12 protein-coding genes are annotated in these 14,199 nt (G+C 35.6%); 4 read left to right on the top strand and 8 right to left on the bottom strand.

The window, feature by feature from the left end; translation table 11 throughout:
- Both ACNSTQ_RS21650 and ACNSTQ_RS21645 read right to left on the bottom strand, forming a co-directional pair.
- A partial coding sequence (locus ACNSTQ_RS21650; protein WP_418201830.1) for a sulfatase-like hydrolase/transferase occupies positions 1 to 525 on the bottom strand: 525 nt, incomplete at its 3' end.
- Between the two features lie 538 nt (positions 526 to 1,063).
- On the bottom strand, positions 1,064 to 2,329 hold the full coding sequence (locus tag ACNSTQ_RS21645; RefSeq protein ID WP_418201829.1) for an ATP-binding protein: 1,266 nt from the start codon (positions 2,327 to 2,329) through the stop codon (positions 1,064 to 1,066).
- Positions 2,330 to 2,880: 551 nt separating this feature from the next.
- Here ACNSTQ_RS21645 and ACNSTQ_RS21640 point away from each other — a divergent pair.
- Positions 2,881 to 3,810, top strand: a complete 930-nt coding sequence (locus ACNSTQ_RS21640) for a DMT family transporter (protein ID WP_418201828.1) — start codon at positions 2,881 to 2,883, stop codon at positions 3,808 to 3,810.
- Between the two features lie 199 nt (positions 3,811 to 4,009).
- On the top strand, positions 4,010 to 4,597 hold the full coding sequence (locus ACNSTQ_RS21635) for a CBO0543 family protein (protein ID WP_418201827.1): 588 nt from the start codon (positions 4,010 to 4,012) through the stop codon (positions 4,595 to 4,597).
- A 506-nt stretch (positions 4,598 to 5,103) separates the two neighbouring features.
- Here ACNSTQ_RS21635 and ACNSTQ_RS21630 read toward each other — a convergent pair.
- The 6 genes from ACNSTQ_RS21630 to ACNSTQ_RS21605 form a co-directional block, all read right to left on the bottom strand.
- Positions 5,104 to 6,222 carry a Ger(x)C family spore germination protein gene (locus ACNSTQ_RS21630; RefSeq protein WP_418201826.1) on the bottom strand — a complete coding sequence of 373 codons (1,119 nt, stop codon included), beginning with the start codon at positions 6,220 to 6,222 and terminating at the stop codon, positions 5,104 to 5,106.
- Entirely contained in the window at positions 6,212 to 7,306 is a 1,095-nt protein-coding gene (locus tag ACNSTQ_RS21625; protein WP_418201825.1) for a GerAB/ArcD/ProY family transporter, read from the bottom strand. Before ACNSTQ_RS21625 ends, ACNSTQ_RS21630 begins: the two co-directional genes overlap by 11 nt.
- A complete protein-coding gene (locus ACNSTQ_RS21620) occupies positions 7,306 to 8,802 on the bottom strand; it encodes a spore germination protein (protein ID WP_418201824.1) in 1,497 nt (498 codons plus the stop codon). The genes ACNSTQ_RS21625 and ACNSTQ_RS21620 overlap by 1 nt, the downstream gene beginning before the upstream one ends.
- Before the next feature lie 406 nt (positions 8,803 to 9,208).
- Positions 9,209 to 10,627: an MDR family MFS transporter gene (locus tag ACNSTQ_RS21615; RefSeq protein ID WP_418201823.1), complete on the bottom strand. Its 1,419-nt coding sequence runs from the start codon at positions 10,625 to 10,627 to the stop codon at positions 9,209 to 9,211.
- A gap of 273 nt (positions 10,628 to 10,900) precedes the next feature.
- Positions 10,901 to 12,169, bottom strand: coding sequence for an ATP-binding protein (locus tag ACNSTQ_RS21610; protein ID WP_418201822.1), 1,269 nt, complete (start codon positions 12,167 to 12,169; stop codon positions 10,901 to 10,903).
- 362 nt (positions 12,170 to 12,531) lie between these two features.
- Positions 12,532 to 12,819, bottom strand: a complete 288-nt coding sequence (locus tag ACNSTQ_RS21605) for a hypothetical protein (RefSeq protein WP_418201821.1) — start codon at positions 12,817 to 12,819, stop codon at positions 12,532 to 12,534.
- Positions 12,820 to 13,110: 291 nt separating this feature from the next.
- On the opposite strand from ACNSTQ_RS21605, the gene ACNSTQ_RS21600 reads away from it, so the two are divergent.
- Positions 13,111 to 13,515 (top strand): MarR family winged helix-turn-helix transcriptional regulator, encoded by a 405-nt coding sequence (locus ACNSTQ_RS21600; protein WP_418201820.1) that lies wholly within the window; start codon positions 13,111 to 13,113, stop codon positions 13,513 to 13,515.
- 14 nt (positions 13,516 to 13,529) lie between these two features.
- The gene (locus ACNSTQ_RS21595) at positions 13,530 to 14,120 is read left to right on the top strand and encodes a hypothetical protein (RefSeq protein WP_418201819.1); all 591 of its coding nucleotides are present in this window, start codon (positions 13,530 to 13,532) and stop codon (positions 14,118 to 14,120) included.
- Positions 14,121 to 14,199: the final 79 nt, after the last annotated feature.

Raw genomic sequence — 14,199 nt, 5'->3', positions numbered from 1 at the left:
GCCATAGGAATCTAGCCGATTTGCATGTAAATAAAGCTTTTGCTTTTCGGGATCCGGGACCCCAGTTGTTGGGTTATAACTTAACATTGCATTATGACTTGCTGGAACGATTAGGTCCTCATCAGAAGCATGCCATTTCCCTTTCCAAAACGTTCGATAACCTGCAGAACGAAAATAGTCACCTAGAGTTGGGACTGTATTGTGATCAAGCCAGTATACATCTGAATCAAAAGCTCCTTTCGCTGCACCTGTTGTTTGAGTGACCCCATGTAGGGATGGATACTGGCCGGTGTAAAGTGTTGTTCTACTAGGTGAACAAGCTGTACTTCCAATATAATGATTTAAGAATGTCATACCGTTTTCTCGTAGAAGCTCCTGGGTCTTCAAATGAGTTTTACGCCATTCTTTTAGAGCTTCGTTTTCATAAGTGGTTGGAAACCGTTCCTCATCAACAAGAATAATAAGAAAATTTGGTCTTTTATTATTTTCCGGAGAACGATCTCGCGGATATTTAGGTTTAGTCATGTTACACCCTCCTATAGTACTAAAGTTATACTTCTGTTGTATCGTATGTAAGAGAACTGCAATATGACTGTATAACCTAAAAAGAATTCTATATCCATAGCTGTACTCGTTCAACTAAGGTTTGATACGAAATCTCGATTAACGCGTTTAATGGCTTTTTCTACCAATTTTCCCCTTCCTATTTAAAACCTAAAGATGGCGATAGTTTTAATTACATGCCCACAGCTAGTTTTAATCACACGATCTAACGATTACTTTATCGCGAACGTACCCAAAGTATTTGTTGTGTCACGAAGAGTAGGTTACTTTAAGTACAATACTTCACAAAGCCGTTTATACTTTAACATAAATATCCAATTTAAAATTCATTAGGTCATTCCGAATCTCACTTTTTTTGCTGCACAGTATCCGTCTACTACGCAGTAATTAATGACGGTTTTATTGATATTTTTTAATTACTCTCCAAAAACTGAACCCGTTACTCTAATACAGCAATAAAACACACAAAAGAACGTCACCGATTTTGAAAAGTAAAAGCCTAATCCTCCTTATCTGACGTACTTACACTCTCTGGGATCGAAATAGTAAATGTAGTTCCTTCGTTCACTCTGCTCTTTACCTTTATTTCTCCCTTCATTGCTTTCACAATACTAAAAGCGACCATTGTTCCTAAGCCAGTACCCTTTTCCTTATTTGTGAAAAAAGGAACTCCTAAACGTCCAATTTGTTCAGAGGACATTCCTACTCCATTATCAGTCAGCTGTATAGTTATTTTTTCATTTTCTTTGTTTACTTTAAACTCTAGCTTTCCACCGTTTTGCATGGCTTCAATAGCATTTTTTGATAAATTAATTAAGCATTGAAGGAATTGTTTTTTGTTTCCTAAAAAATAGCTCTCTTTAATGAAAAATTCTTTTGTAATCGATACATTTTGCATTAATGCATAAGGCTCCATCAGATTCGCAACATAGTTCACTTCAGCGGTAACATTTAATAATTCGAGTTCAATATTCTCATGTGGTTTTGCAAACGTAAGATAATCTGTAATGATCGATTCAGCACGGTCCAATTCTTGGAGGGACAAGTCTAAATAAGTAATCTTCTTCTCGTCATCAATACCTGGACTTTTAAGTAGTTGGATAAAACCTCTTGTGACAGTTAACGGATTTCGAACTTCATGAGAGATGCTAGCCGCCATTTCACTAAGGCTTTTTAATTTTTCATTATGATATAGTTGCTTTTTCATTGTGTCCATTGTAATTAAGTATTCAAGAAAATAAACAGAAAGCCCCATTGTTAAAGCTTGGGCAACAACAAAGGAAGACAATAATACAATTGGAGCATGAAGGATAAAGCCAAATAATGTATGACAAGTAATTAAGCTAATAATAGCAACAATTCCAAGCAAAGCCATCGTACCACTAATTTTTGTTTTCAGAGAATATGTTTGATATTTTGGTATTAGTAAAAATAATAGAATAATCAATAATAAAGTACTATCGATGAAAGCAATATAAAAACCTTCACCACCTATATAAAACCGGTAAACTAAGATTACAAAATAAAGGAAAATAGCAACCTTTTTTCCACCATAAAGGGCTCCCAATACAAATGGAATATACCTTAAATCAAAAAAATGACCTTCATAGTTTGTAATTGTGAAATTCATACATATTATGATCGAGATACTAAAAACGGTAGCTAGTAAGATGTTTTTGTACTTTGAATCTGTATTAATATAAAAGATTTGGAAAATTAAAATAGGTAAGAGAACAAAAAGTATATTAATCAGTAGATTTTCCATGATTAGCACCTGATTTCCTTGTAATGATCTTAAACATATACACACATTTCCTCCATTAACGTAATAAAAATTGCCTTGGGACAGCCTTTCTTAATAATTGTGTATGCCAGTATCGTTGCACTGCGCAGCAAACCAATTTATTTTTGTCAGTTGGTCTTCTTCAGAATAAGCCCCCTTTCATGCAATAAGAAAAGTGAAGGTAATTAACCTTATTTTTAATTACTTTAATGATTAAGCATAAACCCCTAATTACTGAAATAATGTATCCAATATAAAATAAAATTCTAATTTAATTGCAATTAAATCAGTGGACTGTTCGTTTACAGCCTTGCATTAAAAGGGTATGACATTAAAACAAGACCAACAATAAAACAATAAAAAATATTCTAAATCTTTCAATAGTAACCCTATCACTAACATCTTACCATAAAAAACCAGAGATCTTATTGAAGATTATGCTCCATGTTCCTTGAATTTATGTGATTAAGGCCACGTTACGTTTGTAAGCGTGATCAAAAATTCGTACATCACTTGGCTTTAGGAGGCACATGATGAGATTTGCAGGTGTAGGCTTAGTTATGCTAGCCGCTATATGCTGGGGCATTAGTGGAGGAATTGCCGGTCTTTTAATGAACAAGGGCTGGGACCCTATTGTGATTTCCTTTTACCGAGGAGCTATTGGTTTTATATGTTTTTTTGCGTGGTTTCTCTTTCGCTTTAGACAAAATTGGATCTCCTCTACTCGTTTATACATATGGTCCCTATTGGCGGGTGTTGGGATTGCTGGAAATTTCACTTTTTATTTTCTCAGTATCCAAGCCTCAAGCATTGCTGTTGCCGCTACTTTAATGTACACCGCACCTGTGTTCGTCCTTTTAATCTCCTTTATATTACGAATAGAACGTTCGACTTGGTTTAAATGGGCGTGCATTTCCGGTGTACTTATGGGAATTATCCTGCTTACAGGTGCCTACAGTCCCGATTCGATATCAGTGAGTGTTCTAGGGGCGGCAGCGGGGCTTGCTTCTGGTCTTTCTTATGCATTGTTTATATTCGGGTTTAAAAATGCCTCTTCTATCGGAAAGTCGCAGACCACCCCCATCGCCTTTTTTTCATTTTGTCTCATCCTTTTTCTTTTTACAGACATGGATGAAGCAGCCAGTGTGGTCATGTCAAGCGACATAGGATGGTTTCTTCTAATAGGGGTTGTGGGTGCTGGAATTTCATTTATATTATATTTGATTGGCATTCGGTGGACGGCCCCGACAACTGCTTCGATGGTCGCTATGGTAGAGCCGGTGACAGCGTCATTATTCGGCGTTCTGCTTTTCGGAGATCATTTGAACACCATCCAACTACTAGGAATGGTACTCATCCTGGTTACGATCACCGTACTCAGTGTGAACAGTCCGACTGAAAAAGTTGATGTTAGTAAAAAAATTGGAGCAAGAGTGACAAAGAGAAGAAGACGTCTACAATGACGATCTTCTTCTCTTTGTCTTATTCAATAAACATCTTCAATAGCTTAAAGATATTCTTCCACAAAGCCCTTTCAAAAAGGAAGCCCCTTACTGAGCAGTATCTTTCAAATAAGACTGACGATCACTTTGATGGATAATTTCATAATTTGTTACTAACAATAAAAATAAAAATAATATTTAAAAGGGTGGGATTCGTTTTATGTTGACGTCAAAAGAACATTTGGAAGCCCTTGATAAAATAACCTCGATGACTGAAAAACTAACCCAAACCCAGCTAGAGTTCTGGCAACAATATTCCCATATTGATACCTGGGGTTTTAAGATCGTTTTATTTATGTTTATAGTTCCCTTAGTTTTGTTGTACTTTGTAATAGATAGGAAGAATATTTTTCTCTTGGGTTTTTATGGTACAAATATTCACATTTGGTTCAGTTATATTAATATAGCGGGTGTTAAACATGGGTTTTTCAGTTATCCCTTTGAGTTAATTCCATACATTCCTGGTAATCTTTCCTTAGATGCAGCTTTAATTCCAGTTGTGTATATGCTTATTTATCAATGGACAATAAACCATAAGAAGAATTTTTATATTTATTCTATTGCATTGTCACTCCTATTAGCCTTTGCATTTAAACCGATATTGGTACATCTAAATTTATTTGTTTTACATAAAGGGACTAATTATTTTCATCTATTTATTTTGTATTGCATCATATTTCTATTTTCAAAGCTTATTACAAACCTTTTCTTGAAGATGCAAAATTCCCCTAAGTATAGAGATGTATAACAACGTACATCTCTTTTTTGTGTGTTTTAGCACCAAAATCGTTTTTTTCTGTTAGGGGTTCTGGTGCATAGTTTTAGTATCCAGTGACTATCCTGAGCACTCAAGGGTAGGAAGATATATCCACTCAAAGTAAGGTTATGATTGATGGAAGTATGCTTATATAAAGATGATATAAACCAAACGAGAATTTCACTAAAAAATTCGTTAATTTTCTTTAGTTTATCCTAGGTAAAACAAATGAAATTATCAAGTTTTTACAAGAAAATCAGGTGGATAGTCTAGGGATCGGGCAAAAAGTGAGAAACACCATGCCTTATGAGGAATGAAAAGCTTTGAACTGGGAAGAGATTTATCCTAATATGGAGGGGAAACATACATTTGGATTTAAAAATTCGTGATTATGCGATGTTTAATAAGGGGAGCACATCTGTTATTTAAGTGTGAGATGGGCTTAAAGAAGCCCATCATCACGTTCATAAAAAGTACGTAATGCAGTGACATGATCTTTAACTAAAATACCCAATATCTTTAATTACCGCATGAACTTCAATAGTTATCATTGCGTTGGAGTAAATGTCTCGCCAATCTATTGAACTCCACGTTTCATAATCCAAGTGTTTTCTAACAACTTTACCAATTCCAATACTGTCAACTTTTTCCTCCTGCATTACTTTAACGATTTCTTCTGCGTGTGCTTTAATTTTCCCTTCGATAATTTGTTCTAAATGATGTAACTCTGTTTTGTTCGTAATATCCAGCGTTCCGTTATACTCGAGTAGAGAACCTCTTATATTTAGTTCAATATTGACTTCTAAATCTGGAAATTTGCTTGTGTCAACTGATATTCTCCGATGGTTTTCAAGTGAATCATATAAAAGTTGGGCTGGTTTATTTTTTTCCTCATCTTCAATATCAAAATGTAGGGCCCCTTCCGTGAAATCTCCTCTTAAAAAGAAGAAAACTCTTGAGTCTCCTGGCTCTAATTTGGTAATATAGCGATCGTCTTGAAAAAGTCCAATTCCATCGACAATGATTTCATTTTTACCCATTTTTAACACCGGTGCTACAGGATCTCTTCCATCATCAAATAAATCTTTTGTAAAATGGTAAAGGCGCGTTTCGGGAATTACATTAAGTTGGGCTTCTTTTTCTAACATTTCATCTATATATTGACTTGTCCTAGGGTGTTCTGGATAGTCCCTGGATAGCAATTCATTAGCAGAACCATTCACTACGCTTATTTTAATACGTGATCCAAATGTGGGGTCTCGATTTAAAGTGTCAATATTTTCACCAATTCCAGACTCTGCAAGCTCTAAACCGTATAATATGTTTTTAAGCTGACCGCTAACGAGCTGACGATTTGATTGTCTAGCAAAACTTAACATGGCCTCCTTATCGCTTCTACCGACTGTCGTTAAGACTTCTCGATTTTTTTTAGCCGCTTGTTCAATTTGTGGTATTGATACAGTAATGAGTAAGTTTCTTCGATAATCATACTCTTCTTTTACTTTTATATCTAACGCCATCCCATGAATAAACCCAATATCTTCAAGTATTCGTATATCTGTACATCCTGTATGAATAAGGAGGAAAAATATAAGAATTAGCAATTTAATTCTCATAGGCATGGTTCCTCGCTTGTCGTTTGAGTAGGATAATTAATAGAATAGGCAAAATAAACGCTACTCCGATTTCAATTACCACTACTATTTTTAACCAAGAAGCTACTTCAATACTGTTATACGCCCCTAAAGCAATGAAAAAAGAAATGAAAATAATAAAAAAAGTAAGCCATTTTTCTTTTACACGCGGTAATACTTCCTGTACTAATTGTGTTCCCGCCCAATAATAAAGGACGCTTGTTACAATCACTTTAAATAAGAAAACACTAAAGATTAAATTTTCAATTCGAACGAGAAAAGGAAATTCAAGATAACTATATAATTGCAACGTTGGATAAAGCAAATGCTGCAATTGTCCAAAACTAAAAAAACCAAAACATATAATACTCGTATACAGATAGATAAACGTTGTGTAGAGATTTCCGGCTAAAAGAGCTTTCAAAAATGAGTTACCCTTTTTAACAAAAGGAAATAAAAATAGACTTAATTCATACCCGACAAACCCACCGTATATCTCTACACTGTCTTTGAACTGACGTTCATTTGCTTTAAATAGAAAGGTAGTAAAGTCTCCCCATTCGATCTTGAGGAAGTAATAAAGTCCAACGAAAGATACCCAAATCGATAAAAAGAAAAAGATTGTAGTCGTTTTTACAATATTAAATATTCCATTGATCGTTATAAAAAAAACTGTAATTAAAATAATAATCAAAATATAATAAGTTGGTGTTGTCGGAAAAGCGATCACCTGAACGATAAAAATATATTGTTTAATAATTAAGCAGGCAAGTAATCCCCAAAACAACGCAAAGAGAAGGTATAGAGGTTTCATAATCCAACTAGAAAAGGATTGATTTAAGATCAAAAGTATTGATTTACCGTTTCCTAATTTAAATACCATATAAATCAACCAAATATTAAAACTGGCTAATAACGTATAGCCAAATAATGACAGCCAGCCATTTGTCCCATGAATTTGAGCAATTAAACGAGGAATATTAAAAAGAAAAATCCCCACTTCTACCATATAAATTAGTATTGCAATTTGAATGGGCTGTAATTTCTTTTCTTGAACCACTTCCATTATTCCTTCACCTGACTTTTTACCGTATTGGGAGATTTCGCGTCATGTGGACGATCTTTTAACATGATAAATGGAGCTCGAATAAAGGCTGTCTTCCAATCATGAAAATGAATAGGCGCTGCAGGACTTAAGTAAGGCATATTAATATTAGTTACTTTCGCTAGATGACTCACAATAAAAGCTATACCAATAATTAATCCTAAATTACCTAAAAAGCCTGCTAGTATAATTAATAAAAATCGAGCAATTCTTAAAGCAGCACTGAGTAAGTAATTAGGCATTACAAACGAAGCAATCGCAGAAATAGCTACAGCAATAATTAATGTATTACTCACAAGCCCTGCTTCTACAGCTGCTTGTCCAATAACAATCCCTCCAACGATCCCAATGGTTTGTCCAATCTTAGAAGGTAAACGGGCTCCAGCTTCTCTTAATAACTCAATGGTAAACTCCATAACCATCGCTTCAATCAAGGGTGGAAATGGCACTTGATTTCTTGATTCCCCTAGTGAAAGAAGTAAAGTTTCAGGGATCATTTCATAATGAAACGTTGTGACCGATACATAAAACGAGGTAAATGTTAATGTAATAAAAAAAGCTGCATACCTAAGCCATTTCGTGGCAGTTCCAATTACCCACCGTTGGCTAATATCGTCAGGTGATTGAAAGAACTCAAAGAAATTGGTCGGTGCGATAAAGATAGACGGACTCCCATCAACTAACCCAATCACTTTTCCAGATGATAACTTGGTCACTGCGACTTCTGGTCTTTCTGTCGTCAAAAACTGTGGAAAGATGGAAAATGGATAGTCATCTATCAACTGTACGAACATATTGGAATCCGTTATATAATCAAACTCGATAGCCTCAATTCTTTTTTTTAATTCGGCAACAAACTCTTGGTTTACTAGATCTTTTATGTAAACTAAACTAATTGACGTTTTAGTCACCTCTCCTGCTTCTAATCGGATAACTTTTAAATGAGAGCTTTTTAATCTTCGCCGAATTAAAGATAAATTAATATCGATTGACTCGATAAATGCTTCATGAGAACCAATTATCGTTGCTTCTGTTTCAGACTTATCGATTGATCGCATTTGTGGACCAAATATATTGACTGTGTACATTTCATGTCCATAAATGACAGCTACAGATCCCGATAAGATCGATTTAATAACCTCTTTATACTCATGACTTCGCCTAAATATAGATCGATTCCATAGATGTGATAGTTCTTCCTCTTTGTTAATATGCTGTAATGGAGTGATGATATCTCGGTCTAGTTCAAAACTATCCACAAGGTGATCAAAGTATACCAGATCAATATGGATGTCCTCGAATTGGTAGTGCACAACATCTGAACAATCCTCAAACTCAAACAGGATATGTTCGATCGGTGGAATGTTGCTTTCACTAATCTTATCGTTTGATTTTTCATTATGATTATCATTTCCACTGGTAGGTGGCGATTGTTCCTTGGATTGTAATTTTGTCAAACCCAACCTTTTATTTTTTCGCAACGAAATCACCCACTGTTGTTCACTAAGATTTATACAACATAGGTTTCCAAGGTTTTCTTTTTTTATGCTTCTATCGAACTATTAAACAGGGATAAGTTCACGGGCATTTGACTATATGTAAGAACTTCTCCTGTTTACTAAGTCTAAAACTCCTATTTTTCTTTCAGTTAAGATTTTTTTGAAATGTTGATACACATTTTTAAATTTTAGTGTACTAAAAGCTGGTCAAAAAAGGCTTACTCAAAACCAACTAGAAACGCAGTGTGAGTGGATTAGTAGGCAGTGACAGATCAACAAAACAAGCGTACCTATTCAGATGTGAATAGATACGCTGTTTCTATTGCTATTGCCTTCCGAAGTGACTGAAGGATTTTTTACAACCCTAACTCGCCCCTTTTTCCCATTGTTCATCAGTTGGTGTTTCCGTTTTCGTCACTTTAAATCCTAGAAGTAAGGAGATAAACGTTAATGCCGCAATCATTCCAAAGGCGACGATCGCACCAAAAATATCTGGGTTTGCAATTTGCGGGAAGTTAGACCCCGCTCTTTCAGCGGTTGTCATCGCTGTCACCAGCAGCCCCGTTCCAATCGACGCTGACATTTGGCGAATCGTATTCGTCACCGCTGACCCGTGGGGAATCAACTTTCTTGGAATTTGATTTAAGCCCGCTGTATTGACTGGCATCATCACCATCCCGAAGCCGAACATCCGGATCGCATACATCACACTTAAATACATAATCGACGTGTTTGTATCGATGAACAAAAAGGCAAACGATGAAACGGTCATAATGATAAGACCCGGAATTGCTAACACCCGCGCACCATATCGGTCAAAAAGTCGACCAGTGATCGGTGCCATAAATCCTGTAATCAAGGCTCCCGGAAGCAATACCATTCCAGCTTCGACGGCTGTAAACTCGCGCATATTGTACATATAGAGAGGAATAAGTGTCTCCAATCCAATTAGACCCAAAAAGCCAATGCTACAAATAATCGTTGATAGGGTAAACATCTTTGCCTTAAAAACTCGGAATTCGAGCATCGGGCGCGCTAACCCTAGCTGGCGTCGAATAAAAATGTAAATCGTCAGTGAACCTAAGACAAGGAACAGCAGCGTTTGCCAGTTCCCCCAGCCGTTATTCCCTGCACTGGTGAACCCGTAAAGAAGTCCTCCAAAACCAAAGGTCGATAACATAATGGAGACCGGATCGACTTTCGGATTTTTAAGCTCGGTCACATTTCTCATAGTAAAATAAGCGACAATTAACATTAATATCGCTAACGGTAAAATCCCGTAAAACATGTAGCGCCACTCATAAGTGGTCACGATCCATCCCGATAACACCGGACCGATGGCTGGTGCAAACGAAATGACAAGACCGATATATCCCATCGCGGTCCCTCGTCGTTCCACAGGGAAAATGAGCAAAAAGACCGTCTGCATTAAGGGGATCATCACTCCTGCCCCCATCGATTGAATAATTCTCCCAGCAAGCAGCACAGGAAAATTCGTCGCGACAGCAGCGATTACCGTTCCAAACGTAAAAATTCCCATCGCTGACAAGAAGAGCTGCCTCGTCGTAAACTTTTCAATGAGAAATGCTGAGATCGGGACCATAATCCCCATCACCAGCATAAATACCGTTGTCAGCCATTGGCCGGTATTGGCCGTAATATTCATTTCTATCATCAATGGCGGGATCGCCGTAATCATGAGCGTCTGGTTCAATACTGCAATAAAAGACCCGACAAGCAGCAACCCTGCAATGAGTACCTTATTATAATTCTGATTATCCACGATGCAAAACTCCTGATCTACTAAGTTAACTTCCTATGTTTAAGTATATCTTAAAAAGCATATTTCGCAATCCGAAATATATGCGTGTACACTGCTATTTAGATAAAGTTATAATATATTATTCTACCATAATAAAGTAGGAGCTGGAATTTACAGTGAAATGTGGTCAACAAATTTCACTACAAAAACAACAAACCCTCTTGCTATGCAAGAGGGCCAATGTGGTTTCCTTGTTTTTCCTACCGTCTCTTAACCGCTATTTTAATAACAATTTTAATTGGTTTGAGGAAGAAGGATTTTAAATGCAGTACCTTTTTCCAATTCACTGTAGACTTTAATTTTTCCTCCCATTCCTTCAATTATCCGATAAACGACCATCATACCTAGTCCTGTTCCGTTTTCTTTAGTTGAATAATAAGGATCACCTATACACTCTATTTGATGTTTTGACATACCTATTCCAGTGTCTGCAATGGTAATTTGTACTTTGGATTGTCCTTTTATTATTTTACATTTAACAGTTAATGTACCACCATTAGGCATTGCTTCAATACCATTTTTTATTAGGTTCAAGAAGGATTGGTGTAACTTCTGGACTTCACCTGTGACGTAACAATTGTTTTCCAATTCACTTACAATGGTTACATTATTCATATTTGCCATTGGACGAATGATCTCTATAGAACGATATAAAATTTCATCGATTGATAAAGTTTCCACCTTATTTTGGTATGGTCGTGCAACAAGCAAGTAATCACTTATTACACTTTCCGCTTGCTTTAACTCCTGTTTAGCAAGTTTAAGTAATTCCTTACGTTTTTCTTCATCTTTAACTTCATCTTTTAGTAGCAGTTGGATTACTCCACTGGTAGTCGTTAATGGATTTCTAACTTCATGAGCAATGGATGCTGCTAACTGACTAATAACTTCTGATTTCTCATTACGAATCATTTCATTTCGAAGTTGATAGTTTTGTTTCATCATTTCAATTAAATGAATAAAGACAATTGCTCCTACCACATGGATTATAGTGAAATTTAACCAGAAAACAAAATCAAAAAAAGCAAAGGAATTAAACAAAATTGCAGTTGAGATAAACAAGAGAAATACTGTAAGAAGCATGAAGCCTACAGTCGTCAGATATCGTTTATGTATCGACATTTCCTGATAATGTTTCCACGTTAAGCACCCTGATACATACAAGATGATATAGGTGATTAACACGGCCCAAACACCTTCACCACCTAGAGCAAAACGATATGAAAGAAGGACTACTAATAAAATCGCGCCCATTCTCGGGCCACCATAAAGCAATCCAAAAATAAAAGGTATTGTTCGAAAATCAAAAATAAGACCCTTCGACAATTCAAAGGAAAACGATAAAGCAAGAATTATACAAACACTAAACACAACGATCATTATTCTTTTAATCATTTCTTCACTCAAATTAAACTTTCGTTCCATTATGTAAAGGTTAACAAGAAAAATAGGGGTAATAATCAACAAAAAGTTAATAAGTAAATCCTTTGTTATGAGTGACATATAAATCCTACTTTCTATCTATTTCTTATAGTTTCATCATAACCATAATAACATTTTAATCTAACACTTTTATCACATTTTTATAAAAAGTCGAATAAATCAATTTAGATAAAATGTTTAGGAATTCCCCACCACATTGGTTAATCCACCAACAAAAATAAGTCACTAATAAGCGGACTATGGCAAAATCTACAAAGCTAAGTATTCGCAGCAGACCCGCCTTTGCCAGTTCCGCAATTTCACTTAACGCTTTAAAGATCCAGTAAACTATATAAATTTATCATTTTCACGCGTCATCCATGCATTCGAAACTGTAAACTTTCTTTCGAGCTGCATTAGGTACACCGAGTAGCTCAATGTTCTCAATAATAAGGTTTCTTGTTTAATACCTTCGATGCGTAATCTTCCTCTAAATCTCTTTTCATCTCAGCGTCAATATTGCCATTAATATAGTCGTCATCTAAGACCTTTATGATCTGTCCTTCTTTTGTATCCATTACCTGTAGTATCTTGGTTACACCTTCAAAGAAGTACAACATAATGAAGTACCTACGATAATCACAGTCAGGACATAACTTTTGACCATACTTATGTTTTAAATTTTTAGCTCTACCAGTCCTATTGCATTTATCACATGTACCTAATTCCATCATGAAACCCCCAAAAGAACGTTTGTTCTCATTTTACAAAAAGAACTTTGAATATGCAATATTATCTTATTTCCGGTAACCTGTTATCCATACATCGGCAATCTCGTAATAAATCACTTTAAGCCATGATTGCGACCGCTTATTAATCTTATACCGCGAGTCTTTACGTTTTAGAACAATACATTCAAGGGCTTGGCATAATTCAAACAAGACCGTACCGTTTCCTTCTATTTTATTGACAACTAGTTGTAAGGGGGGATTGTACTGAATAAAAATGATTTTCACAATCAGATGATAAAGATCATACGTTCACTTGGGCTCCATCAACCTGACCAAACTCCTTGTGGGCAGCCTATTTCTATTTCAGAAGCGCATACAATTATGGAAATTCAGTTAAGAGGAGAAGTTACACAATCCAATTTAACGCAAATACTAAATTTAGAGAAAAGTACCGTAAGTCGTTTAGTTCAACAATTGGAGAAAAAAGAATGGGTAAACCGTGAAATGATCCCAAAAGACCAGAGAATGAAAGTACTGAGATTAAGTGAAAAGGGACAAAAAGTAGCACAACGCTTGGAAAATTCTCGTATAGAAAAGTTTGATAGTATATTAGCGAATATACCTGAAAATAGGCATAAAGAAGTTATTGTTGCGCTGGAATTACTTATCCAAGCTATTCCCCCAAGAAATGATTAGGAGAGATGTACAATATGAATAGAACTATAATATTATTATCCTTGTTAATTCCATTTGCTCTAGCAGGATGTTTTTCATCAACAGAAGAAGAAAATTCAAACGAGTTGGAAGCTGTAACAAGCCCTTACGTAGAGCTAACAAATCAAGAAATTAAAGCCCTGCCAGAAGGAAGGATTCAAGCATTACTTAATGGAGCAGGAGCTGGCTATGCTCTATCTGCTGAATTAAATAGCTACCCTGGACCGCTTCATACTCTTGAATTAGCTTTAGAGCTATCTTTGTCCGATGAACAAAAGGAGAAAACAGAAAAACTCTATAATGGGATGAAAGAAGAAGCACAAAAGATCGGAGAGCAAATCGTCAATTTAGAACTTCAACTTGAAAATGCCTTTAGATCAAAGACGATTACAAAAAACGATGTAGATAATATGACAAATCAAATTTCTATCTTAGATGGTAAATTAAGAAGTGTCCATTTAAATGCACATATCGATATGATTGATGTTTTAACTAATGAACAAATTAAATTGTATGATGAGTTAAGAGGTTATTCATCCGACCATGATCATACTGATCACAACCATCACCACGGTCATGATCACTAACCATCTAGTTGAAAAAGTTTAGATTGGAAAAGCTGTTCACAAATAAGAACGGCTTTTTTCTACTATAGACTCTTCTATT

This window comes from Alkalihalobacterium sp. APHAB7, from assembly GCF_048323755.1.
Taxonomy (GTDB): domain Bacteria; phylum Bacillota; class Bacilli; order Bacillales; family Bacillaceae_F; genus Alkalihalobacterium.
Note: the sequence above shows the minus strand (reverse complement) of the source record. Positions and strands in the feature narration are given on the sequence as shown.